We start from the raw sequence: 24,365 nt of genomic DNA, 5'->3' as shown, positions 1-24,365 counted from the left end.
TCATGTCTGAGTGGCGTTACATCGCGAGCAGGTTGAACGGTGACGGTACTGAGACGTTCCTGGACTGGAATCTTCCCCTCTCTGACGTGTCCGTGCAGGAGTCCCTGTCCGGGCACGGGGGATTGGACGCGAAGATCACCCCCGAGATTGCGACCTTGAAAGACGACGACGGTAAACCGATCTTTGTTCCCTGGTCGACAGCGATCTATGCGGAAGCGTCCGGGCAGATTCGTGGCGCCGGCATTGTCACCCAGAACCCCATGAATGGGCCCGAACTCGTCTTGGACGGTATCGGTTTCTCCGGGTATTGGGAGGGGCAGCCGTGGCTCGGGGAGGACAGGTACGACACTGCCGACCCGCTGGTCATCGACCGGTACATCATCGAAGAGTTCCAGCGGAAGCCGTTCAACCTCGGCCTGGTTCCCGCTGGGGCGAAGGAGTCTCAACGTGTGCAGTTGTCGGAGACGGTGACGGGAAAGAAGGAACTGTACTATCTCGCGTACTGGCAGACTCTCGACCTGGACAAGGAACGCACGCAACTCGCTGAGATCGGCGGGTACGAGTGGGCAGTCAATCATCGGTGGGCGGATGGTGACCAGGACCGTATCATCCACGAGATCGAGTACGGATACCCGAAACTCGGGTCACGCCGCACCGACTTGAGGTTCGTCGTGGGGGAGAACATTCCCGACAACATTCCCGTCACGGATGACGGTGACGAATACGCCTCACATGTTCTCGTCCTCGGATCCGGTCAGGGCCGAAAGATGGTGCGGGCTGAAGATTCGAAACCCACGAAGCGCCTCGGCCGGTGGAAAGTCGTTTCCGATAAGTCGATCGGCAAGGACAAAGTTGCGAAGACCCGTGTCGCCTCGGAGCTGAAAGCCCTGTCTGGCGAACTCGACATCACTGAGATTGAGGTGTGGGACCATCCCAATGCGCCGGTGGGCACCTATCACGCCGGTGACGAAGTCCTCATCCAGTCCGGTGTCGGCTGGGCCGACTTCGGCGACTTGTGGGTGCGCATTCTCGGCATCATCCATCACCCGGAAAAGAACAATTCCACGTTGCAGATCCGCAGATCGGAGAAGATCACATGAGCTTGTACTCACGTCTGGACCGTCTTGCTGCGGACCATGACCGCTTGGAACGCAAATTCAATGCGCTCGCCAACTCTCCGCAAGCTCAGCGCACGTCCATTGAGGCCGGCACCATGGACGTCAACGATGAAGATGGCAACCTCATTAGCACCATTGGGTTCCAAGAAGACGGTTCCGGGGCCACTCGATTCTTCGACGGCCCGATTCCGCCTGTTCCTGCCGGCTTCACTGCTCTCGCGGATGGTCCTCTGATTCAGGGCACCTGGGACGGCACGTTCCAGGATGGTGCGCCAGCGACCTACGATCTGGCCTATCTCGAGTTCGCGGCCACTTTGGTCGAGGATTCCGGCGCCGTCTCGTTCGCGACCATCAACGCGAAGGAGGGCGCGTCTGCCACGGTCGTGGCGAACCAGACCGGGCAGTGGGCTGTGGCTGTTCGGTCGGTGTCGCAGGCGGGTAAGAAGTCAGAGTTCTTCTCAGCTGGCACGGTCGAGGTGAAAGTCACTGACCTGTCGGGTGCGATCGAGGCCGTGCAGGACAGTGCTAACGGGAAAAACAAGATCACCTGGTCACTGCGACCGCCGACTGCAGACGAACCGGGGATTGTCGGCGATACATGGTGGGTAAACGAGTTCCGTACGCGTGAGAACGGCGACGAGTATCTGGCGATCATCGCCCAATACCAGTACCAAGCAGACGGGTGGGTCCAGGTTGAAATGGCCCACGAGGTAATTGCTTCCGTCGATTTGGGCACCGCCACAGTCGGCGAGCTCGACGGTATCCTGATCAAAGCCGAGACCATCTCTGGCCGAAGCCTCGAAGCTGACGCGCTCAACTTCAAAGCAGCCCGCGGCCTCCTCCTCGAATCACCCGTCATCCGTGTCGGCAACGCAGTCGAAATCACCGAGGACTACGGGATCCGCCAGTTCGGGCCTGACGGTGCGCTAAACATCAGCCTCCCCTCAGACGGTTCACCAGCATCGTTTGCAGGTGATGTGCGAGCCAAATCATTGACCGCCACTGGACGTATGGCAATCGAAGGCCCGGCAGTGGTTGCTTCCGGTGGGCAGATGCAGCTCGAATCGGGTGTGACCCCACCAGCGACTCCACCGAACGTGTCGTCGTATGTGAAGCGCACACAGTTCCCGCCTCTATCCGAGACGGAGAACGCTGTCGGTCTGGCGTTCGATGGAACATATTTCTGGCGTGCCGTGGACAACTCGGTGACCGGTGCCCAGGACCGGATGGAGCGCATCGACGCTGCAGGGAATCTCGTGTCGTCGTTCGACCACTATTTCTGGGTGCGCAACGGCATCACCGTCATCGGGGATGAAATCTTTGCGCTCGGCATCGAAGAGGACGATCTGCGGGACAAGTCGAAACGGTTCATTTACGTCTACGATTTCGCGGGCACGCTGAAACGCAGATGGGAGTACGCCGCCTACGGTTCCGGTACTTACCAGCCAGCGATCGGCACTGACGGCACGTACGTGTTCGTTGCTCAGTGCTGGGCCACAGGTGAAGTCTCCTGGCGGAAATACGACAAGACGACAGGGGCGGGCCAAGCTCGCTATGACGCTACAGCAAAAATCAATCGAGATGTCATAGCTTTCAGTATCGGCACGTTCGACTTCGAAGCGAGCACAGCAATCCTCACGGGCGCCGTCGATAGCGGGGCAACCAACGTCTTTAATCCCACAACGGGAGAAGCAGCTGAGTCGGCTGGCTGGTTCGCAGGCGACAAGGAAGAAGTGCGTGGCACTGTGTGGGCCAACGGCAGGTTCCACCACCTGTCGACCTCCGGCAATCTCATCACAATGTCGACCACAAAGTACCCGAACGGTGCTCCCGGTCCCGAAACGAACGACTGGTGGGCGGTGTACACGTGGAGTGACGGTGTGAACGAGACAACGATCAGCGCACCGAGACAATTCACCTGGTCCCGCAGGTCAGGAATCAAACTCTCACCCGGAGACATGCCAGCAGGAGTTACCTCGGTGCGCGTGTATGTTGCACGTGAACCATCGGAACCGATAGACACTGACTATGGTCTGGTGCCGGTGTCCGCCGAAGGCGGTTCTCTCATCGTCCAGGACTTCGCCACGCTCGGGGCTGCGCCTCCCGTATCAAATTCGTTCCCAAACTCAACACCTGGAATCGTCCGCTCCGCCCTTGGCAACATCGAATTCAGGGGTGACGGATCAGGACGAATGGGTCCACTCGTATTCCACGCAGACGGCACAATGTCATCGACTGCCGTTCCCGCATGGATTCCAGTCACTACGTTCGCGACCGGGTACGGGCCGCAAACGTGGGGGTTCACGCCTGCCTACCGGATCTGGCCGGATGAGAAAGTCGAATGGCGCGGGGTGGTCCGGGTCAGCGGAACACCACCAGAAGCTAACGACATGAGGCTGGGGACTGCAGACCTGTTCACGGTTCCATTTGCCGCACGGCCTGCCCAAGCCGTCAACTGCCCTGCAGCATCAACGTCTGGGACCAATCTGCGGCGCGTCGAATTCTCGTCTGCCGGTTCGCCGACAATGTTTCGTGTCTACCACAGCCAGTCCGGCGGGGCGTGGGTGTCCCTCGAAGGCATCTACTACTACAAATCGTGAGGTCACTATGGGAACAGTAGAATCGGTGTCATGCGTAAACGAGTGGTGGTCATCGTTCTGGCTGTGGTTGCGGTGACGGCACTACTCGCAAGCGTGCTCAGCGTCGCCACGAAAGGTGAAGAGACAAACGCCCTCACCCGAGTCGAGTACCCGGCGGTGGCAGCGCACAGGTGTGGGTCAGCGCTCTACGCAGAGTGCACCCTGGCCGGGGCGAAAGCCGTCAACGACGAAGACCCGAAGGTAATCCTCGAGTTCGACGTCCAGCAGCTCAAGGACGGGACGTTCGTCGTCATCCACGACGACACCATCGACCGGATCGCTGCCGATGGGAAGACTGGGAAAGTCTCGGACATGACCACCGCGCAGTGGAAGCAGCTGCGCATCAAATCCCCGAACGGTGGCGACCCGGCGCCGGCCACGTTTCTCTCAGACATGCTCGACGAGTTCGGCGGAACTGACACGGTGATGATGATCGAGTTGAAAGCACCCAACGTCGACAAGTTCGTCGAAATACTTTGGCCCTACCGCGGCGAGGTGATCACTCAGTCGTTTGACGATCAGATCACGAGTCGTCTCGCTCGATCCGGGATGAACACCATTCAGCTTGTGAGTGGAACTAGCACGCCCACCATTGTTGACGGTGTCACTGCGGTCGGCATGCATATGGACAGGTTGAACGAGACCACGGCGAAACGCATCACTGACACAGGTGTGAAGCTGTGGACGTGGGGAGCGAACCTGAGAATCAACGCCCCCACCTATTTGGGCCTCGGTGTTGACGGGTTCCTCGTCGACGACCCGAGGCGGTAACTACACTGCCCGATCCCAACTCATTGACCGCACTCCGTTCCGGGGTGCGGTTTTCTATACCCAAAAGCAGGGAGGACATCACGTGTGGACATCCCATCGTTCCTCGCCACCTACGGCGGTCCCGGCGGCCTCGCAATCGCAGCAGTGTGGTGGGCGATCTCTGACCGGAAATTCAGTGCCGAACGCCGCGCTGAACTGCGCGAAGACATTGACCGGGAACAGAATGACAACAAGGAATTGCGTGCAGAACTCGCAGACGAACGCGCCAAGGTCGCAGCACTCGAGGCAGAGAATCGTCTCCTGCGGCTCAGGGGAGGCGATGACAGATGAGAAATAGGCACGACGACCGCCGGGACCGAGAGTTTCCGCCACGCTGGTCTATTGCCCTCGGCATGGTTCTCGTCATCGGCTGTCTGATTTGGACCGTGTGGTCGATCTCGTCATCCAAACAGGAAGCGGACGACGCGGCGAGCAACGCGAATGCTCTCGCAGATCAAGTTGCCGAGGCGTGTTCTAACGGTGAGGTGAAGGTCAACGGCCGCAACATCTGCACGAAGGCCGACCAGGTGAAGAAGAACGTGAAGGAGTCAGCCCAGGCCGGCCCCCTTGGACCTCCCGGACCGACTGGGCCGAAGGGCGAACCGGGGCCGAGCTCAACCATTCCCGGGCCTGCTGGCAAACCCGGGAGTGATGGTGAGAACTCAAACGTTCCCGGTCCTGCCGGTCAGCCGGGTGAAGACTCCAAGGTCCCAGGCCCTGCCGGCGAGCCAGGCTCACCAGGCGAAGACGGCAAATCCGTTCCCGGGCCAGCAGGATCCAAAGGAGACAAAGGGGCACCAGGAGAATCCGTTGTCGGCCCACCAGGACCACCCGGACCAAAAGGCGAACCCGGCAGCAAAGGTGACCCCGGATCTGCAGGAGAGAAGGGCAGCGCTGGCCGAGGCATTTCCGACGTCACCTGCACCTCGAACGGCGACTGGCTGTTCGAGTTCACGGACGGCACCACCGTCACCGTGACCGGGCCATGCAGAGCCACTCAGCCCACCCCGACGACTTCAGCATCGAACGCACCCATGGCGGTACCGTAGTTGCGGGTCTAGTCGTCGTCTCGCGGAACGGAGCGGACCTTCATCCCGACCCCTCTGCCGAGGCCAACTCGTTCGCCAGCTCCGGTCCAAGCTTCTGCGGCAATACTGGCCAATACCGCGGCGGCAGTCTCATCGTCAGTCACCCGAAGCGTGTGCGGGGAGTATGAGCGCAATTTCTCCAAGTCCGTCACCTCAATCTCGACGGTGATTTGCGCCCTGACCATGTGCCGTTCTTCATCGTCCATCCTCAAACCCTAGACAACAACGCCCCAGAACTGAACACCATCAGCCCCGACAGGACACTCCTGCCGGGGTTTCGTCATTCACGAACGGAGAAACATCATGGCCACTTGGCTCTCAGGCGTTAAGCGCCAATCCTGGGGACGCGACGGCGGAAGCTTCACCGCCAGCCCCGACAAGATCCTCCTGCACTCCACCGAGACGGGCAGCTTCCCCGGCTACGGTGGCGGAGCATCCGCTCCCCATTTCACGATTGACCTTGAAAACGGTGAGGTCCGTCAGCATTCCCCGATGAACCGGGCCGCTCGTGCACTGCGCAACGCGTCCGGTGGCGTGCAGACCAACCGCGACGGTGTGATACAGATCGAGATCATCGGCACTTGCGATGCGTCGTTCTCCCGCAAGTACGGCTACCAGTACCTTCCCGACATGTCCGATGCCATGGCGAGCCGGCTCAAGTGGCTGCTTGAGAAGATCCACGACGCGACGGGTATCCCGCTCAAGACTTCCGTGGCGTGGAAGGCGTACCCGAGCTCCTACGGCAATAGCAGCGTCCGCATGTCGGGCAGCGAATGGACCCGGTACAAGGGCATTCTCGGCCACCAGCATGCTCCGGAGAACACTCACGGCGACCCCGGCGACCTGCCGATGAAGCGCATTCTCGGCGCCGATGCCGTCAAGGGTGGCGGTTCGTCCGGTGGAGGGTCCGATTACACCGTCGTCGGCCCCGACGCCCCGCTCGGTCTGTACGACAGAGACGGAGACGGTCGCACCCGAGTCAAAGACTGGCAGACGGATGCGCTCGGCTACGACGAGAAGAAGGCAGACGGCTACTTCGGCCCCACCACCGAGGCCGACACAAAGGATCTGCAGAAGCAGATCGGCGTGAAGGCAGACGGACTCGTCGGCGAAGACACCGTGGCCGCATGGGAGAAGGCCGGTAAGCCGAAGCTCAACAAGTCGGCCAAGCCAAAGCCGGAACCGTCCAAGCCCTCGAAGCCGAAGGTCGACAAGCTCACGGTTGACGGTAAGTGGGGAGAGTCCACCACACGTCGTGTCCAGGAAGAGCTCGGAACACCAGTCGACGGCCAGGTCAGTTTCCAGCCGATCGCGTACAAGTCCGACAACCCGGGCCTGCTGTCCGGGTGGGAGTGGACGAAGAACCCGCGCTCGTCCAACGTCATCGAGGCTCTGCAGGGAAAGCTCGGCGTCGATGATGACGGACGCATCGGTCCGAACACGATCAAGGCCCTGCAGCGCAAGCTCGGCACCGGTGCGGACGGCAAGGTGTCGAATCCGTCCGCAATGGTCAAGCAGCTACAGCGCAACCTCAACGCCGGGAAACTCTGGTAACCGAACGAAAGAGAGAACACCATGGACACCAAACCATCGAAGAAGACCAGCCTCGAAGTACTGGCCGGCGCACTCGTGACAGTCCTTATCTGGGTCGCCGCCGAGAACGGACTCAAAATTCCCGAGTACATCGGAGCCGCGGTCGTCACACTTACCGTCGGTGCCCTCGCGTACTTCGTCCCAGCCAAGTCCGGCAAGTACGTCAAACCCGATGACACGCCAGTCGCCGCCGACTACGAGCCGAAGCACTGACCGCGGACACACAATGGCCCCGGCCCACCATCACGGTGCGGTCGGGGTCATTCGTCGTTGGCTCGTTGGTCGACGCAGCAGCCGAATTGATCGTCCCAGACGGGAACCGAACTTCATACTTTCATGCGATGTGTGAACCACAACGCGCATGCGACGCTGTGACGACACCCGCATCTATGAAAGGCTCCTCTATGAATACGTTGAAGCGAGTGCTTGGCACTCTTGTTGCCTCCCTGTTTATCCTCTCGCTAGCGTTGGTCGCGGGCGCGACTGCATCATCAGCGGTCGAGCCAAATAACATCGACCGAGAGGCTCTGAATGAATTGAGCCAGCAAATGGAAGAGCTTAAGAAGGCAGGAGAGTTCGACGGCGAAACTTCTGCGGAGGCTCTAATTCGTGACAACGCAGGAGCCGAGTCCGGGATAAGTGCGTATGCGAAGCCGAATGGTTGCTCAGTGCCCAAGGGACTCAAGGGGTACAAGCCTTGGAATAAACTGTTCAAGCCAGCTTGTGACAACCATGACCGCTGCTACAGCAAGGGGTCGAAGAAGGACAGGAAGACCTGCGACAATGAGTTCCGCACGGCTATGACTAAAATCTGTATCGCCAAGAAGAAGAAGGGTTCGGCGCGGGTTAACTGCTTTTCAAAAGCTGCGATGTACTCGACTTTCGTGCGAACATTCGGCAAGGGACATTACAAAGGTTCGGGGAAGAATAACTGACTATGAAATCGATCATTGCGAAGATCCTGTTCTGGGCCCTGGTAGCTCTCTCTGTTCTGTCAGTAGGGCTTAGCATCGCCGCGACCGTGACTTACCTCAGTACGGAAGACGGGTGGATTTTGCAATCGATGGTGGTCTTTGTCTCGTGGGTCTTTTGTGCAGCTCTAGTCGGATCGACCTTAATCTGGTGTGCGGTCATCTACTCGAGGCGTAGGCACAGCTAGTTTGTGGCCGGATTCGGCTACGCCTCACCACTTGACGGCTACGAACCGAAGCACTGATATAGACAGAATTTAGGCCCCCGTCGCAGGACGCGGTGGGGGCCTTGTCGTCGTTTCCGGACATTTACTAAGCGCCCAAGTCCATGTGTTTGAGTGCAATCGGGCACGTGACGTGTACTTTCAACCAACTCTTTCGAGCTGTAGCGATAGCCCGATTTACGAGTTCTCTGCAGTGAATGTCAGCGTCGTCAGATTCGAGCGATTCGCAGTGGAAGAAATGGAACTCATTCTCGAACGAGTCGAATGTGTAGTGCAGCGAAGCCACGAGTTTTCCAGCCAAATGCAGGTCAAACTTCGAATCGGCAGTGTTATTGAGGAGCGTATACAACTCGAATCTCTCTCGGGCAGATACAAACGATTAGTTTGAGTTACTCTAGGCCAGATACTGCCCGTCCTAAAGTTCGTCAGAGCCGCGAGGCGCAGGAGGCAGACCGTCGTTGCCTAGTGAAGTGCCTGCGTGAGCACCTGTTTTTCTCCTAAGTGGGTCTCCCATGTGACTCGTAGCTCGCCCGAGCGTCGTTGGGCTGGCGGGGCGAGTTCGAATTGGATGTCTTGGTTCGGCTGCAGTTCTGGAACATTGATGTCCTTGAACACGTCACCGGTGATCGCAACGTGATATATGACAGCGTTCTCGTCATTGCGGAGAGTGCATTCGTCTTGACTGTTCTGGGTCAGTTCCATGATTCGCCTCCTGCAATTAGGTAGTTCACCGACTATAGCGATAGCACCTGGGCCGTTCTTGTCAATGCCAGATATCGTTTGGCCGGCGCAGTCGGCCATCACGGTGGGGGACGGGGCTGACTCGTCGTTTTCGAACATCTGTTTCGAAGCCATCCTTGGCAGTCAATGAGAAAACGACAACATTAGTTTCGAACAGATTTGAGTGGCGTATGTTACAAAGTGCAACTGCACGTACAACCTAGATTGTCGGTGATCAGAATGAAAGCCAACTCAGCACGATCGAAGTTGCCAATGAAACGCGTGATCACGGCCGCCGCTGCAGCAACACTTCTCGCAGCACCGGTCACTGTCATGGCAGAAGCACCAGCATCAGCGAAAGCGGCATGCAAAGCACCCACTATCTCACGTGACGGCATGGACACGCTGATCACAACCAGTTGTCAAGGTACCGGGCAAGTGACGTTAACCTACAAGTTCGGCAAGTCCCACCAATGGACATGGTACGAGCGTGGTGGCAACAAACAATTCCGCGTTGGTGGAGCCATGGGATTCGGAAAGGCAGAGTTCAGCTATGCGTAGACCAATACGAAAAATCGCTGCTACGGCCTCGACAGGTTTGCTCGTCGCTGCGGGTCTTATGCTGGGAGGCTCCCCAGCTTCGGCGGCGAACATTACCTGTAACAATGTGTCCGACTCGAAGAATCACACCTACATCACTCACTGGTGTACAGGGACTGGAACACTTACCTATTCACGCGACTGCTTCATAGGTAAAGATGCGGTTGCTACATACAAGTTCACCGGCCCGAAAGAGCATGTCCGTCTCACCCTGGACTGCGGGTGGAGGAAAAACGGGACAAATGTGACATACACGGTCAGCTGATGCTTATCGCGCTGCGGCCCCGGCCCGCCACTAGAGCGGAGTCGGGGCCGTTTCGTCGTCTCTATTTGATCCCGAACGGATCCCCAGAGCGCTGCCCATAGTCGCGCACGAACCCTGCAACCCCCGTGTATGACCGACCCAGCATCTCAGCACGCTCCGCAATCGACAGGTCCGTGCGTGTATATGCCACCGCTGCGTCGTCGCGAGTCCATGGCTTCCAGATATTCGGAGCCAACGAACGCCCATGTTTACCAACAGCCGGCCGCACACCCCACTCACGAAACCATTTCCCCAACGTGGACTCGTTGACACCTACCGAGACCGCAATGTCGGCAATGGACTCGCCCGCCTCACGCCGCTCAGTCACCTCGTAGCGCACCCGCTCCTTCGTCTCCCGCGTCGTATAGTGCCGCGTATCGTTCGGGCCGAGCCCACGCTGGTATCGCCCATAACAACGCATGCACAGGCCACGCGCCACCGCGGCCCGGTCACACCACACAACAGCACAGTTGCTCATGCCCACCAGACTAAGCCCCCAACCCAGTGTCAGCCCCGAAGCGCACACTAGATCCCATGTCCAACAACCCCGTCCACTTCACCGGCAGCGCACTCAAATGGCAGAACGTCATCAACTCACTCCCCGCCAGAGACAAACCATCCCGCACCAAGATCCCCGTCCGCGCTCGCCTCATCTGGGAACACGATGGAGAGGAGTGGAAGGACGGCCACGCGCTACGCCTGGATGCGTCCGGCCCTGCGATCTTCGTTGAACTGCAGGACAAGCGGTGCAAGTTCACTGGTGTGTGGTTGCACCCTGATGATGTGTGGTGGGAGGGGAAGTGAATGCCCAGAATCTGCCCAAATTTTGCCCACGATCACACCAGGCAGACCCCGGCAGACACCCGTTAACTCCGCCTAGAATTCAACGATCGCACGGTTGACCTGGGATGAAGAACGAACCACGACTTCTTCTCCGGATCCGGTTCCTCCTACGTCATCGGCAAGGCCGAGAACACGGAAGACGACGACTGGGACTTCTGAGTCACTTCAGGGCCTGAACGCCCTGAAGCCTGCGGCCCATCCGAGCATAACTGCTTGGATGGGCCGCTTTTCGTGTCCGCTTCTTCCCGGGCTCGTACGGCTGTGGTTGACTCACCGACCTGGCAAATCCCAGATCCAGGAGTGCGCAGTCCACGGAGAACAGGATAGGGTTTGATATATCAATTTCATCTCAAGATCAGAGGCGATCTTCATGACACGTGTGCGTGGGCGAAAAGTCGAATTCGACGATATCGACGAATCCGAACTGGTGGTGACCGAACCCAAGACTTCGGCGGCGGGTCTGAAGGCCGTCGAGGTCTCGTTCGAACGAGGCCTCAAACAGGGCGGGGCCAGCCGGACCATGCGGTCGATGCTCCGAGTCAACCAGCCCGACGGTGTCGACTGCCCCGGCTGCGCCTGGCCGGAATCGATCACGGGTGATCGGAAGAAGATCGAATTCTGCGAGAACGGTGCGAAGGCACTTGCCGAGGAGAACACGACGCGTGTGGCGACGCCCGGATGGTGGGCACAGCACCCGATCTCCGTCCTCGAGAAGAAGACCGAGTATTGGCTGGGGCAGTCTGGTCGAATCACCCACCCGATGATCATCAGGGAGGGGGAGACGCACTACTCGCCCCTCGAATGGTCGGAAGCCTTCGAGATCATCGGTGAACACATTCGGGCCACCGAGCCTGACCGGTCCGTCTTCTATACCTCGGGTCGCACACCCAATGAGACGGCATTTCTCTACCAGCTCCTGGCCCGAAGCATCGGGACGAACAACCTTCCCGACTGCTCGAACATGTGTCACGAGTCCTCCGGCTCGGCGTTGAGCCCGACGATCGGGATCGGCAAGGGCACAGTGTCCCTGGAGGACCTCGATCACGCTGAGCTCATCTTCGTCGTGGGACAGAACCCTGGAACGAATCACCCCCGCATGCTCGGATCCCTGGCTGAATGCCGACGCAACGGCGGCAAAGTCGTCGCGGTGAATCCGCTGCCGGAAGCCGGTCTCCTGAACTTCAAAGATCCGCAGACACCGAAAGGACTGCTGGCAGACGGGGAGCGAACAAGTGATGAGTTTCTCCAGATCCGTGTCGGCGGCGACCAGGCACTGTTCCAGGCCTTGGGCCATCTGCTGCTCAAGATGGAGGCTGAGGCTCCAGGCACTGTCGTCGATCGTGATTTCGTCGACTCATCCACAGATGGCTTCGCATCCTACGCGCAGGCACGAGAGGATCTCGATTGGGACGAGACGGAACTTGCCACTGGACTCAAGCGCGCGGAGATTGAACATGTCGCCGGAATGCTGGCGGCCTCAAAAGCCACGATCTTCTGCTGGGCACTGGGAATCACACAGCAGCCGCACTCCGTCGACACGATCAAGGAGATCGTGAATCTGCTGCTCCTGCAGGGCAACTTCGGCAAGCCGGGGGCAGGAGCGTGTCCGGTACGGGGACACTCCAATGTTCAAGGCGACCGTACATTCGGGGTCTGGGAGAAGCCGAAAGAGGAGTTCCTGCACCTGTTGGACACCGAGTTCGGGATTGACGCGCCCCGTGAGCATGGCTACGACTCCACCGAGGCGATGCGGGCCATGGCGCGCGGTGATGTCGATGTCTTCGTGGCGCTGGGTGGAAACCTGGCGATGGCGAATTCAGACACAGCATTGATGGAGTCCGGTCTCAAACAGACCGGACTCACGGTACACATCTCCACAAAACCCAACCGCTCACATGTCGTCCACGGCAAGACTTCGATCATCCTGCCCACACTGGGACGCACTGACCGCGATGATAAGCACCCCGGGGGAGCCCAGTTCCTGTCTGTCGAGAACTCCATGTCCGTGGTCAGCAAGACGCAGGGTCGCCTCGAGCCCGTCTCCGACCATCTGCTGGCAGAGCCCGTTCTGCTGGCCAGAATAGCCGAGTCAGTGTTCGGCTCCGACCACGTCGTGGACTGGAGGGCGATGGCTGAGGATTACGATGTCATCCGTGACCATGCCTCCCGGGTCATCCCCGGCACTGAAGACTTCAATACTCGTGTCCGCGATAAGTACGGTTTCGTCCTCCCCAATCCTCCACGGGACGAGCGGTCGTTTGCGACAGACGACGGCCGGGCGCAGTTCACCACGCGCCAGCTCGAATACCTGATTCCGCCCGCAGGCCACCTGATTCTGCAGACGATGCGCTCCCACGATCAGTACAACACCACCTTCTACGGACTCGACGATCGGTACCGAGGAATCTCCGGCGGTCGACGGGTGATATTGATCAATCCTGCGGATCTCGAAGGAGCCGGGGTCGAGGACCGGCAGCTCGTCGATGTCATCTCCGTCTTCAACGGTGAGGAGCGTCGGGCAGAGAAATTTCGAATGGTCGGCTACCCGACAGCAAAGGGATGTGTGGCGGCGTACTTCCCAGAAGCCAATGCACTCGTCCATCGTGACCTTGTCGCCCGGGAGTCGAACACTCCGGGTTTCAAGGCAGTCATGGTCCGCTTCGAGCCACGTGCTGACGACAGAGACGAGGTGCCCGCAGCCGCGAGCGTCAGCTAGATTTGCGAGCCGATCGTGCCGAGGCGACGTCATCGACGATGACAGCGATATGCTGCATGCTCGCGATCAGCGACCCATAGAGGGGCCAAGATCGCTCGGGGAGCCCTTTGTCCTCGGCCATTCTCACGGACAGCTGTTCGAGCCGCTGGTAGATCGGTTCGACCTCTGCATCGGGGTCGGCAATCGCCCGTCCTGCATCCCGGACGACGGAGGTCCATTGCTCACGGAACCGCGTGTCCCATTGGCCGTTCTCATATGACCCTTCGCGCAGAGTTCGCGTCAGATGGCGCAGATGGGAGATGCCTTCATCCACCCGCTGCAGGATGTTCTCGTAGCTGGCCTCTTCAGAAGACGTCTGGGAATCCTGGGTCCCGCCCGATGGATTGCGCTTGCGGCGAAGGCGATCACGCGGATTCGCCTTTTGGCTTTCACGGGCGAATCTGACCGACTGCCATGCCGAGTTCAACTCGTGGCTCATCGATTCGGTCTCTTGGGTCCAATCATCGGCTTCGGCGGTGTCCCAGCTGTCATCCAGTTCATCTGCCATGTCGACCAACATGTCACCCATGCGCCGGTTGATGCTGTCGACGTACCGTGCTGCCTGCTGATCCCGCAGAGGCGGAATGACCAGGAGGTTGACGACGATGCCGACGGCGACGCCTATGCAGAGCTCCAAGATCCGCTCCCCGAGAAAGGGCTGCTGACTGTCGAAGCCGCTGCCGAGGACGAAGATTCCGGTCGTTGCAATCGCAATACCTTCATCGCGGATCCACGGCAGCCGCGCAGCGGTGAGGCCGACCAGGAGCGCGAGAGCAAATGTCCAGATGCTCACTCCCAGGTAGTTGCCGATGACGAAGGACAAGGCAACACCGAGGGTTGAGGCGATCGTCGACTGCGCTCCGCGAGACAGCGAGCGGTGGACCGTGGCATGGACTGTCAGCAGTGCCGCCCACGGAGCCAGGAACGGCATCTGGGAGTTCAGAACATTATCAGACAGCCACCAGGCGCCGGTGGCTGCGATCACCGTCTTGACGATCTGGAGAATGTCGGTCGCGACGTCGGGGCGTCTGGCCAGAAGTGATAGCTGGTGTCGTGAGTTCTGCTGCAATGGTCGTCCTTTCGGACAGAGTGCATGGAGGTATCACTCTACAAGGCATACATGCCAGCTGATCGGCTTGGGCGAAGGGCAGTGGGCGGAAAATGGAAATGCCCGACATGTCGCAGGTGAAACCTGCGAGATGTCGGGCAGAGCTCAGACTGTCGTGGTTCTCGCTCTGCTTAAAACCCAGCAGTGCGAGGCAAAACCTGACAGACGGCGGCGATCAGGCCGCCAGCGGCGTGATCTCACGCAGCGATGAACCGGTGAACAGTACGACGCGGCCGGTGATGTCACTGATCGTGACTTTGCCGTTGCGGGTGCTGATCGTCGGATCAATCAGTCCTGCATGCTCAATGGCACGCTGGACCCACTGTGGGAACTGAGTCATCGTTCCCTCCTTTCTTAGCTACTTCGTCGAACGGCATGCATCAACGCATATCGTTCTCATTGTCTTTGTGGTGGCGACGGGGCGGTCGCCGAGGTGCCGGCCGAGTACCGGAGCGAATCGGATGCTGGCCTGCTGAAATGTCACCGTGGTGTGGGTTGATCCTTCACGGTGGGGGATCTGCGATTCGAAGTGAGACAGTGTCCGTGGCGAATCATTTGCAATGTCGAACCTGGATCTGAATTCTCGCTCATGAGCGACGTGTCATCGTGCTCAGCGGATCAGATGGTTCAATGAAGCCGGACGACTCCGCACGCAAGACATCAGCTTAACCGCATCGGAGACGAGAAGTCAAAACAGTGGTTGATCAGCGGAAGGTCTTGCCCCGGCGCAGACTCAGCACGATGATGAGCGCGGTGATCAGAAGCGCAGCCGCCACGACCAGCATTCCGATGGGAAGCAGCGTTTCATTCGAGACGCCGAGGATCTTCGCCGAGGACTTGGACTCAGTCGACTCTGCACCATCGCCTGAGTCCATCTCGGTCCCGACGGAAGCGGCGTCGGCGCCGCCGGCATCACTGCCGCTCTCCGAGGCAGTCGCATCGGCACTCGGCGTCATCGACTGGCCGACAGGGACGGTCTGAAGAGACTTCGGTTCCTTCTGGGCGAAGTCCCATTCGAGCAGGTCGACGGCGGCTTGGCGGGAGTTGTTGTCGATGCCGAGCATCGTCGAAACCACACGGTGGCCGTCGCGTTCGGCAACGGCGATGTAGGCCCCCTTGGCCTGGCGGGTGAATCCGTTCTTCAGGCCCAATCCACCGTCGATCTGGCCGACGATCTTCGTGTGGTTCTGAATTTCGTAGCCCTTGAATTTCTCTTTGGTCTCCGGGTTCTTGCCACCCGGGAATTTGTACGTCTCGGTGCTGATGACGTCCATCAGGTAGTCGTTCTCGCACACTGCCCACGCCAGCTTCATCATGTCTGAGGCCGTCATGTGCTGAGTCGTGTCGTCAAGGCCTGAGGTGTTGGCTGCGTGAGTGTTCGTCATCCCCAGTTCTTCGGCCTTCTTGTTCATGAGTGCCACTGCCTTCTCCTGGCCGCCGGCGGCCCGACCGAGGGCATTCGCGGCATCATTGGCACTCGACATCAGCATCGCGTGGAAGAGCAGATCGACGGTGTACTTGTTCTTCTGCATGAGACCGACCTTGGTGCCGTCGATCTCCATGTCCTCGAACTCTGCCTCGACCTTCCGTTTGGGATCGTCGAGCACGTCGACAAGAGCCAGCGCGGTCAGGAGTTTGATCGTCGAAGCGGGTGCGTGCTTCTTGTCGATATCGTGCGCCGCCTGAACTTCACCCGTGTCGAGGTCACCCACCAGCCACGACGTGCCCACCGGCTGCGGCGGTTTCGCTCCATCGCCGAGGTCGGCCGGAGTTTCGTAGACCTTCTCCTGCTTCTCACCCGGTTGGCCCACACCGTGCGAGGTGCCGGGGGAGAGGACCAGCTGCGCCCCGATCAGCAGCAATGCGAGGATGGCGCTGACGATGAGGCGCACTCCCACGCCGAACGAATGCGAGGCAGTTGTCGTCAGCGACGCAGAGGAAGAGCGGGTAGAAAGCATGCGTACAAGTCTACGACGGTGAAGGAGCAGTCGTCCTCAGGGACTCTCGTGCGATTGAGCACAGCATTTCGACAGTCGAAGTCAGACTGAGTTGGTTCAAACCTGTCTAATCTGACTCAGGCTGGCCAGGTCACCCAGGCGCCCCCACGCACACCCCCAGGGCGCACACCCCAGGCGCCCCCCGCGGGGACGCGAAAGGCGGTCGTGCACGAAGAGTGCACGACCGCCTCGGCGATTCAGGAGTTCAGATCAGAATGCGCGCTGCAGGACTGCCTGCTTCACCTCGGCGATGGCCTTGGTGATTTCGATGCCACGAGGGCAGGCCTCGGTGCAGTTGAAGGTGGTGCGGCAGCGCCACACGCCTTCCTTGTCGTTGAGGATCTCCAGACGCATGTCTCCGCCTTCGTCACGCGAATCGAAGATGAAGCGGTGCGCGTTGACGATGGCTGCCGGCCCGAAGTACTGACCATCGGTCCAGAACACGGGGCACGATGAGGTGCACGCTGCGCAGAGAATGCACTTCGTGGTGTCGTCGAATGCCTCACGCTGCTCGGCCGACTGCAGACGCTCGCGCGTCGGCTCGTGACCGGACGTGATGAGGAACGGCATGACCTCACGGTACGACTGGAAGAAGGGTTCCATGTCGACGATGAGGTCCTTCTCCAGAGGCAGACCCTTGATCGCCTCGACGGTGATCGTCTTGGACGTGTCAAGATCCTTCAGCAGGGTCTTGCAGGCCAGACGATTGCGGCCGTTGATGCGCATGGCATCGGAGCCGCACACGCCGTGGGCACAGGAGCGGCGGAAGGACAGCGAACCGTCCTCCTCCCACTTGATCTTGTGCAGCGCGTCCAGAACACGGTCGGTGCCGTACATGGTGACCTTGTACTCTTCCCAGTGCGCCTCTTCGTCTTGTTCGGGATCGAAGCGTGCGATCTGGAAGGTGCAGTCGAACGACGGGATCGAACCGCTGTCGCCGGCCACATGGTCGGGCAGGTCGATCTTCGAGGCCGGCTCCGGGGTTTCGGTTGAGGTATCGGTGCTCATCAGTACTTACGCTCCATCGGCTGGTAACGGGTGACGATGACGGGCTTCGTCTCCAGACGCATACCCTTGATGCCGTCGGTCTCGGAATCAGGATCGAGGTACGTCATCGTGTGGTGCATGAATCCCTCGTCGTCACGATCCGGGAAGTCTTCTCGGAAGTGCCCACCGCGTGATTCCTTACGGTGGATGGCGGCGACGGAGATGACCTCGGCGAGTTCGAGCAGGAAGTTCAGCTCGACGGCCTCGAGGAGGTCGAGGTTGAAGCGCTTGCCGCGGTCCTGAATGCCGACGTTGTTGTAACGTTCACGCAGTTTGGCAATCTCGTCGAGCGCTTCGCGCAGTGTCTCGTCAGTGCGGAAGACCTGGACGTTGGCGTCCATGAGCTCCTGCAGATCCTTGCGGATGGCGGCGATGCGCTCGGTGCCATCGGAGGTCCGCATCTTCTCGAGGAGTGTGACGGTATCGCCCTCGGCGCCGTCCGGCAGCTCGACGAAGTCAGCGGTCTTCGCATATTCCGCGGCGGCGATGCCGGCGCGCTTGCCGAAGACGTTGATGTCGAGCAGTGAGTTCGTGCCCAGGCGGTTCGAACCGTGCACGGACACGCAGGCAACCTCACCGGCAGCGTAGAGGCCGGGGATGACGTTGTCGTTGTCGCTCAGCACTTCGGCGCCGACGTTGGTCGGAATGCCGCCCATGGCGTAGTGCGCGGTCGGGAAGACCGGGACCGGCTCCGTGTAGGGCTCCACACCGAGGTAGGTGCGGGCGAATTCGGTGATGTCGGGCAGCTTCGCATCGATGTGCGCGGGCTCGAGGTGGGTGAGGTCGAGCAGAACGTAGTCCTTGTTCGGACCGCAGCCGCGGCCCTCGCGCACCTCATTGGCCATGGAACGGGCCACGATGTCACGAGGAGCGAGGTCCTTGATCGTCGGGGCGTAGCGTTCCATGAAGCGCTCACCGTCGGAGTTGCGCAGGATCGCGCCCTCACCGCGGGCCGCCTCGGAGAGCAGGATGCCCAGACCGGCCAAGCCGGTCGGATGGAACTGGAAGAACTCCATGTCCTCGAGCGGGATGCCCCGGTTGTAGGCCACGGCCATGCCGTCACCGGTCAGGGTGTGTGCGTTCGAGGTGGTCTTGAAGACCTTGCCCACGCCGCCGGTGGCGAAGACGACCGACTTGGCCTGGAACAGGTGGATCTCGCCGGTGGCCAGCTCGTAGGCGACGACGCCCGCCGGACGGCGGACTCCATCGACCTCTGTCATGGCCAGGTCGAGGACGTAGAACTCGTTGTAGAACTCGACACCGTGCTTGACGCAGTTCTGGTACAGAGTCTGGAGGATCATGTGACCGGTGCGGTCGGCTGCGTAGCAGGAGCGACGGACCGGGGACTTGCCGTGGTCACGGGTGTGGCCACCGAAGCGACGCTGATCGATCTTGCCTTCGGGTGTCCTGTTGAAGGGCAGCCCCATCTTCTCGAGATCGAGGACGGCGTCGATGGCTTCCTTGGCCATGACCTCGGCGGCATCCTGGTCGACCAGGTAGTCGCCGCCCTTGACGGTGTCGAAGGTGTGCCACTCCCAGTTGTCCTCTTCCACATTCGCCAGTGCGGCGCACATGCCACCCTGGGCCGCACCGGTGTGCGAACGCGTGGGGTAGAGCTTGGTCAGGACTGCGGTCCGGGCACGCTGGCCCGATTCGATCGCTGCACGCATCCCGGCGCCACCGGCACCGACGATGATGACGTCGTATTGATGTACCTGCATGTTTCTCCTTCTATGCGGCCGAGCAGAACGACGCCAGCAATGCGGGGTCGGCTCCGGCCGGGCAGGGATCGAATGTGAAGATGACGAGCGTGCCGAGCACGATGACGATGACCGAAGCGATGTAGAGGATCATCTGCAGGGCCATGCGGGTGCCGGGCTTCTCGGCATAGTCCATGATGATGGTGCGCAGGCCGTTGGTGCCGTGCAGCATTGCCAGCCACAGCATCAGCAGATCCCAGATCTGCCAGAACGGGCTGGCCCATTTGCCGGCCACGAACCCGAAGTCGATGGCCTGGACGCCTTCTCCAGCCCACAGGTTCACGAAGAGGTGGCCGAAGATGAGGATGACGAGGACGACGCCGGAGATGCGCATGAACAGCCATGCGAACATCTCGAACTTCGAACGTGTTGATTTGTGGCGCGAGTAGCCGGTGCGCGGAGCCGGGATCGATGTTGTGCTCATGTCATCCTCCGAACGTGTGCATCAGCTGGCGGGGGATGAAGGCGATCATAATGATGAGCCATACGATGATGACTCCCCAGAACAGCTTCTTCTGATTCTTCGGTCCGCTCTTCGAGAAGTCGACGAGAATGACGCGAAGGCCGTTGAACGCATGGAATGCGATTGCGGCAACGAGTGCGATCTCGCCGATGGCCATGAACGGGGTCTTGTAGGTTCCGATCACGGCATTGTAGGCCTCGGGTGAGACGCGAACGAGTGCAGTATCGAGCACGTGGACCAACAGAAAGAAGAAGATTCCGACGCCTGTGACGCGATGCGCGACCCAGGACCACATTCCTTCATTTCCTCGGTACAGAGTGCCCGTAGACGCTTTGGCCACGGAGCATCCTCCATCTTGGATTAATCGACTGTGTACATCAAGAAACTACGCCGAACGCCGCCTGGTTGCCAGTCGAGCTTCGCCTGAGCGTGGTGGATCACATTAAGTTCCTGGCAGTTCCCTCACAGCGGTCATTCTCGGATACGACGAAATTCAATTACATCACAATCGTATGCGCTAACTTTTCTGGCCTCTGGGCTGACCTGGTGAGTCGAGATGCTTTCCGGGTTTGAGCCGGCCCGGTTACGGTTCTCCTCACCCCGACACGGCGGACAACATCGGTCAGAGAGTGCCCGAACTTTGAGACACTGATGGTGTGAACACACACTTCCACGCCATCATCCCCGCCGGCGGATCCGGAACCCGGCTCTGGCCGCTCTCCCGCAAGGCATCGCCGAAGTTCCTCCATGACGTGTTGGGGACGGGCCGAAGCCTGATCCAGTCAACCTGGGATCGTGTCTCACCCCTCGTCGGACCCGAGAACGTCTGGGTCGTGACGGGGGAGAGCCACCGTGATCAGGTCGCTGAGCAGCTTCCCGAGATCGCGGTGCACAAGATCCTCGCCGAACCGTCGCCGAAGGATTCAGCAGCCGCGATCGGTCTCGCGACCATGCTCATCGCACGAGAGGACCCGGACGCGATCGTCGGCTCGTTCTCCGCAGACCATTCGATCACCAACGTCGACGAGTTCCGATTGGTCATCGACCAGGCCTGCGCTGCCGCCGAGACCGGTGACATCGTCACCATCGGCATCATGCCCCGCAACCCCGCCACCGCCTATGGCTACATCGAGACCGGTGATCTGCTGGGCCTCGACGGCGCACCGACTGCGCGGCGAGCCATGGCCTTCGCCGAGAAGCCGGCTGCGAGTACGGCGCGCGCCTACGTCAACTCCGGCCGCTACCGCTGGAACGCAGGCATGTTCATCGCCAAGGCCTCCGCCCTTCTCGAGGTCCTCGAAACCGAGGATCCGACCCTGTACGCAGGTCTGTCGCGGATTGCGCAGGCGTGGGGCTCCGATGCTCAGGCTGAGGTGCTCGCCGACGTGTGGCCCGGTTTGGAGAAGCGCGCCATCGATTACGTCGTCGCCGAGCCCGCTGCCGCGGCTGGCCGTGTCATCGTCATCCCCGGCGACTTCGGCTGGGACGACGTCGGCGACTTCGATTCCGTGGCACGCCTGCGCCAGCCGGTGCCCGGTGAGCCCGCGGGGGTCATCTCGATCGGCCAGAACTGCGACCTCCTCGAGATCGACGCCTCAGGGGTCGTCTTCTCCGAGTCCGAGAAGCCGCGCACGGTAGCGATCGTCGGCCTCGACGACCTCGTCGTCGTCGACACCGAGGATGTCCTGCTCATCACCTCCCGCTCCCACGCCCAGGATGTGAAGAAGGCAGTCTCGGCCGCCGGTGAGCGCGGCCTCGACGACCTGCTGTAGTCAAGCGGTGTATCCGGTCTCCCAGGCCGGAGTCGTCGGCAGAGTATGTCGAATTTGGTCGCAGTGCGCCCAAATGTGACGCCGAGTGCTTAGCATTGCAGTCAATGTCTCAGATATCCGAACCGCGCCCAGGCGGCGTCGCGCTCCCAGAAGGACCAGACGTGATCAGCTCGACAATTGCTGAGATCGGTGCAGAACTCATCGATTTCCGCCGCGACATCCATGCGCACCCGGAACTGTCCTTCCAGGAGTTCGACACCACGGACAAGATCATCCGGCGTCTTGAAGCGGCCGGTCTGTCACCTCAGCGGCTCGAGGGCACGGGGGTCGTCTGCGAAGTCGGCGAGGGGCCGATCGCCCTCGGGCTTCGAGCCGATATCGACGCGCTGCCCATCGATGACCTCATTGACGAGGACTTCGCCTCGACGGTGCCCGGTGTGGCACACGCCTGCGGTCACGATGTGCACCTGACCGGACTCGTCGGCGCCGGCATCGCCCTGCAGAGACTCCACGAATCCACACCCCGAGGGCTCGGCGGACGAGTCCGACTCATCTTCCAGCCCGGCGAGGAAGTCACTCCCGGCGGGGCGCTGCGCATCATCGCCCAGGGTGTCCTCGACGATGTGCCCGAGGTCTACGCCGTCCACTGCGACCCCAATGTCGACGTCGGACGGATCGGTTCGCGCATCGGCGCCATCACCGCGGCCGGTGACACCGTCATCATCCGTCTCTCAGGCCACGGCGGGCACACCTCACGGCCCCATCTGACCGAAGACCTCGTCTACGCGTTGGGCAAACTCGCCACCGACCTGCCTTCGACGCTGGGCAGGCTCATCGATCCGCGCCACGCGATCTCCCTCGTGTGGGGCGAGATCAGCGCCGGCCACGCAGCCAATGTCGTTCCCAGCGAAGGAATTCTGAGGGGGACATTGCGCTGCCTCGACGTCGACGGCTGGAACCAGGTCGCCGAGGTGCTTCCCGAGTTGGTGGAGAGGATCGCCGGACCGTACGGGGTCACCGTCGATCTCGACCATCGCCGAGGTGTTCCGCCGGTAGTCAACACCGAAGACCAGGTTGCGCTCATCGAGTCCGCAGTCCGAGGAGAACTCGGCGAGAACTCCGTCCAGCTGACCCCGCAGTCGATGGGCGGCGAGGACTTCGCCTGGTACCTCACGCACTGTCCCGGGGCCCTGGTGCGCATGGGCACTCGCACCCCAGGCGGCACGACGTACGACATCCACCAGGGCGACCTGCTCATCGACGAAGACAGCGTCGAGATCGCCGCCCGCATATTCACCGCCACCGCGCTGAAGGTTCTCGAGCGGAACTGACACCCCACCGGGAACTCAGATAAAACCGATAATCTTGGAGACATGAGAGCAAAGGGCATGAGCGCGGTGCTGGGCGCCGGCTTCAGCGCATTGAGCCTGGTGGCACTGAGCGCCTGTTCGATGTCGACCCCCGAACCCGTCGAGGACGAAACACTCGGATGCATGATCTCGGCCCCAGCCGGCTTCGACGATCATTCGGCCGGGGCACTGACCCTCGCAGAGACGGAGCTGGCGCGGTCCCACGGACTGTTCTCCGCGACTTCGAGCCAGCGGGTGACCAACTCAGCGGCCACCTCGGCGGCGCTGACGAGGATGAACGATCAGGACTGCGCACTGACCACGGTGCTCGGACCCGGGGGCGCGGACGAATTGGAAGACCAGGCCAGAACCCACTCGAAGAACCTCTACCTGGGTGTGGCCAGCGGTCACGATGACTTCCCGGACAATGTGCTCAGCATTGACTTCGACCTCGTGCCGCCGGCCTTCATCGCCGGATACATTGCGGCAACGGCCAGCGAGTCGGGCGAGGTCGGCACGGTCGTGTCACGAGGGTTCCCGCAGGCGAAGAAGATACTCGACGCCTTCGATGCCGGGGTCGACCTCTACAACGACGAGGCCGATGAGGACGTCGAACATGTGAAGTCCTTCCGAGAAAAGGCGGTCGATGATCGGACCGTGGCCGACACCAGCGATGCGGGGAAGGACTTCTTCGACGCAGCCCATGATTCGGACGTCGACGTCGTCGTCCCCTTCGGGTCGTCGGCTGCGATGGGAGTTGTCACCGCGACCACCGAGAAGCAGCAGGCTCTGGCCACAGAAGAGCCCAAGTCGAACGACAAGGACGATGACCCTATTCTGCCGAAGGTCATCTGGTATGGGGCACCGGGGGCCTTCAGTGACACGATCATCGCGACCATCGAGCCCAACATCCGCAGGGGACTGCGGAGCATGTTCCCCGAATGGCCGCAGAGCAAGAATCCCGACGAGGTGGCCGAAGCGTCGAAGGTGGATCCCACCGAGATGGGTGGATTCCTTGTTGCCGACCGCCGTTACAAGGGCACGATCGACAACGGCGGTGTGAGGGTCGCCGCCGAGGACGGCTTCCTCAGCCAGACTTCCGACGCAGGGCGCAGCATCGCCGATCTGCGGGAGCGGATCAAGAGCGGGGACATCGATCCAAGGAAATCCTGAGCACCGGGGTGAGGCAGCGACGGCGGTGACG

General features: G+C 60.6%; 23 protein-coding genes. 14 read left to right on the top strand and 9 right to left on the bottom strand.

Annotated features, from left to right (window positions below):
• The first annotated feature begins 2 nt into the window (after window positions 1–2).
• The 5 genes from JTF07_RS01840 to JTF07_RS01820 all read left to right on the top strand — a co-directional run bounded on the left by JTF07_RS01840 (window position 3) and on the right by JTF07_RS01820 (window position 5,616).
• Entirely contained in the window at window positions 3–1,100 is a 1,098-nt protein-coding gene (locus tag JTF07_RS01840) for a hypothetical protein (RefSeq protein WP_204232623.1), read from the top strand.
• Window positions 1,097–3,718 (top strand): hypothetical protein, encoded by a 2,622-nt coding sequence (locus JTF07_RS01835; protein ID WP_204232622.1) that lies wholly within the window; start codon window positions 1,097–1,099, stop codon window positions 3,716–3,718. The genes JTF07_RS01840 and JTF07_RS01835 overlap by 4 nt, the downstream gene beginning before the upstream one ends.
• A 30-nt stretch (window positions 3,719–3,748) precedes the next feature.
• Window positions 3,749–4,528 carry a glycerophosphodiester phosphodiesterase gene (locus JTF07_RS01830; protein ID WP_204232621.1) on the top strand — a complete coding sequence of 260 codons (780 nt, stop codon included), beginning with the start codon at window positions 3,749–3,751 and terminating at the stop codon, window positions 4,526–4,528.
• Between the two features lie 84 nt (window positions 4,529–4,612).
• A complete protein-coding gene (locus tag JTF07_RS01825; RefSeq protein ID WP_204232620.1) occupies window positions 4,613–4,858 on the top strand; it encodes a hypothetical protein in 246 nt (81 codons plus the stop codon).
• On the top strand, window positions 4,855–5,616 hold the full coding sequence (locus JTF07_RS01820; RefSeq protein ID WP_204232619.1) for a collagen-like triple helix repeat-containing protein: 762 nt from the start codon (window positions 4,855–4,857) through the stop codon (window positions 5,614–5,616). Before JTF07_RS01825 ends, JTF07_RS01820 begins: the two co-directional genes overlap by 4 nt.
• Window positions 5,617–5,624: 8 nt before the next feature.
• Here the strand turns inward: JTF07_RS01820 and JTF07_RS01815 are convergent, their stop codons facing one another.
• The gene (locus tag JTF07_RS01815; protein ID WP_204232618.1) at window positions 5,625–5,861 is read right to left on the bottom strand and encodes a hypothetical protein; all 237 of its coding nucleotides are present in this window, start codon (window positions 5,859–5,861) and stop codon (window positions 5,625–5,627) included.
• Window positions 5,862–5,958: 97 nt separating this feature from the next.
• Here JTF07_RS01815 and JTF07_RS01810 point away from each other — a divergent pair, with 97 nt between their 5' ends.
• The 3 genes from JTF07_RS01810 to JTF07_RS01800 all read left to right on the top strand — a co-directional run bounded on the left by JTF07_RS01810 (window position 5,959) and on the right by JTF07_RS01800 (window position 8,183).
• Window positions 5,959–7,209, top strand: a complete 1,251-nt coding sequence (locus JTF07_RS01810; RefSeq protein WP_204232617.1) for a peptidoglycan-binding domain-containing protein — start codon at window positions 5,959–5,961, stop codon at window positions 7,207–7,209.
• Between the two features lie 21 nt (window positions 7,210–7,230).
• A complete protein-coding gene (locus JTF07_RS01805) occupies window positions 7,231–7,461 on the top strand; it encodes a hypothetical protein (RefSeq protein WP_204232616.1) in 231 nt (76 codons plus the stop codon).
• Between the two features lie 191 nt (window positions 7,462–7,652).
• Window positions 7,653–8,183 carry a phospholipase A2 family protein gene (locus tag JTF07_RS01800; protein ID WP_204232615.1) on the top strand — a complete coding sequence of 177 codons (531 nt, stop codon included), beginning with the start codon at window positions 7,653–7,655 and terminating at the stop codon, window positions 8,181–8,183.
• Window positions 8,184–8,905: 722 nt separating this feature from the next.
• On the opposite strand, the gene JTF07_RS01795 is transcribed toward JTF07_RS01800, so the two are convergent.
• Window positions 8,906–9,145: a hypothetical protein gene (locus JTF07_RS01795; protein ID WP_204232614.1), complete on the bottom strand. Its 240-nt coding sequence runs from the start codon at window positions 9,143–9,145 to the stop codon at window positions 8,906–8,908.
• 258 nt (window positions 9,146–9,403) lie between these two features.
• On the opposite strand from JTF07_RS01795, the gene JTF07_RS01790 reads away from it, so the two are divergent.
• The 3 genes from JTF07_RS01790 (at window position 9,404) to JTF07_RS01780 (ending at window position 13,626) form a co-directional block, all read left to right on the top strand.
• Entirely contained in the window at window positions 9,404–9,724 is a 321-nt protein-coding gene (locus JTF07_RS01790; protein WP_204232613.1) for a hypothetical protein, read from the top strand.
• 877 nt (window positions 9,725–10,601) lie between these two features.
• Window positions 10,602–10,871, top strand: a complete 270-nt coding sequence (locus JTF07_RS01785) for a hypothetical protein (protein ID WP_204232612.1) — start codon at window positions 10,602–10,604, stop codon at window positions 10,869–10,871.
• Window positions 10,872–11,280: 409 nt separating this feature from the next.
• Window positions 11,281–13,626 (top strand): FdhF/YdeP family oxidoreductase, encoded by a 2,346-nt coding sequence (locus JTF07_RS01780; RefSeq protein WP_204232611.1) that lies wholly within the window; start codon window positions 11,281–11,283, stop codon window positions 13,624–13,626.
• Here the strand turns inward: JTF07_RS01780 and JTF07_RS01775 are convergent.
• The 7 genes from JTF07_RS01775 to sdhC all read right to left on the bottom strand — a co-directional run bounded on the left by JTF07_RS01775 (window position 13,619) and on the right by sdhC (window position 20,380).
• Complete coding sequence (locus JTF07_RS01775) at window positions 13,619–14,734, bottom strand: FUSC family protein (protein ID WP_204232610.1); 1,116 nt, start codon at window positions 14,732–14,734, stop codon at window positions 13,619–13,621. The genes JTF07_RS01780 and JTF07_RS01775 overlap by 8 nt on opposite strands.
• A 214-nt stretch (window positions 14,735–14,948) precedes the next feature.
• Window positions 14,949–15,113, bottom strand: a complete 165-nt coding sequence (locus JTF07_RS01770; RefSeq protein ID WP_204232609.1) for a hypothetical protein — start codon at window positions 15,111–15,113, stop codon at window positions 14,949–14,951.
• Between the two features lie 364 nt (window positions 15,114–15,477).
• Entirely contained in the window at window positions 15,478–16,731 is a 1,254-nt protein-coding gene (locus JTF07_RS01765) for a D-alanyl-D-alanine carboxypeptidase family protein (protein WP_204232608.1), read from the bottom strand.
• A gap of 249 nt (window positions 16,732–16,980) precedes the next feature.
• Window positions 16,981–17,778: a succinate dehydrogenase iron-sulfur subunit gene (locus tag JTF07_RS01760; RefSeq protein WP_096157341.1), complete on the bottom strand. Its 798-nt coding sequence runs from the start codon at window positions 17,776–17,778 to the stop codon at window positions 16,981–16,983.
• A complete protein-coding gene (gene sdhA / locus JTF07_RS01755; protein ID WP_204232607.1) occupies window positions 17,778–19,538 on the bottom strand; it encodes a succinate dehydrogenase flavoprotein subunit in 1,761 nt (586 codons plus the stop codon). Before sdhA ends, JTF07_RS01760 begins: the two co-directional genes overlap by 1 nt.
• Window positions 19,539–19,548: 10 nt before the next feature.
• Entirely contained in the window at window positions 19,549–20,001 is a 453-nt protein-coding gene (gene sdhD / locus JTF07_RS01750; RefSeq protein WP_204232606.1) for a succinate dehydrogenase, hydrophobic membrane anchor protein, read from the bottom strand.
• 1 nt (window position 20,002) lies between these two features.
• Window positions 20,003–20,380 (bottom strand): succinate dehydrogenase, cytochrome b556 subunit, encoded by a 378-nt coding sequence (gene sdhC, locus JTF07_RS01745; RefSeq protein ID WP_101572978.1) that lies wholly within the window; start codon window positions 20,378–20,380, stop codon window positions 20,003–20,005.
• Between the two features lie 316 nt (window positions 20,381–20,696).
• Here sdhC and JTF07_RS01740 point away from each other — a divergent pair, with 316 nt between their 5' ends.
• The 3 genes from JTF07_RS01740 to JTF07_RS01730 all read left to right on the top strand — a co-directional run bounded on the left by JTF07_RS01740 (window position 20,697) and on the right by JTF07_RS01730 (window position 24,334).
• Entirely contained in the window at window positions 20,697–21,812 is a 1,116-nt protein-coding gene (locus JTF07_RS01740; RefSeq protein WP_204232605.1) for a mannose-1-phosphate guanylyltransferase, read from the top strand.
• A 161-nt stretch (window positions 21,813–21,973) separates the two neighbouring features.
• Window positions 21,974–23,143 carry an amidohydrolase gene (locus JTF07_RS01735; protein WP_204232604.1) on the top strand — a complete coding sequence of 390 codons (1,170 nt, stop codon included), beginning with the start codon at window positions 21,974–21,976 and terminating at the stop codon, window positions 23,141–23,143.
• A 42-nt stretch (window positions 23,144–23,185) separates the two neighbouring features.
• Entirely contained in the window at window positions 23,186–24,334 is a 1,149-nt protein-coding gene (locus JTF07_RS01730) for a BMP family ABC transporter substrate-binding protein (RefSeq protein WP_252199222.1), read from the top strand.
• Window positions 24,335–24,365 lie beyond the last annotated feature (31 nt).

The organism is Brevibacterium sp. RIT 803 (genome assembly GCF_016892625.1).
GTDB lineage: Bacteria > Actinomycetota > Actinomycetes > Actinomycetales > Brevibacteriaceae > Brevibacterium.
The sequence above is the reverse complement of the archived record's forward strand: the minus strand, read 5'-3'. Positions and strand labels throughout refer to the sequence as shown.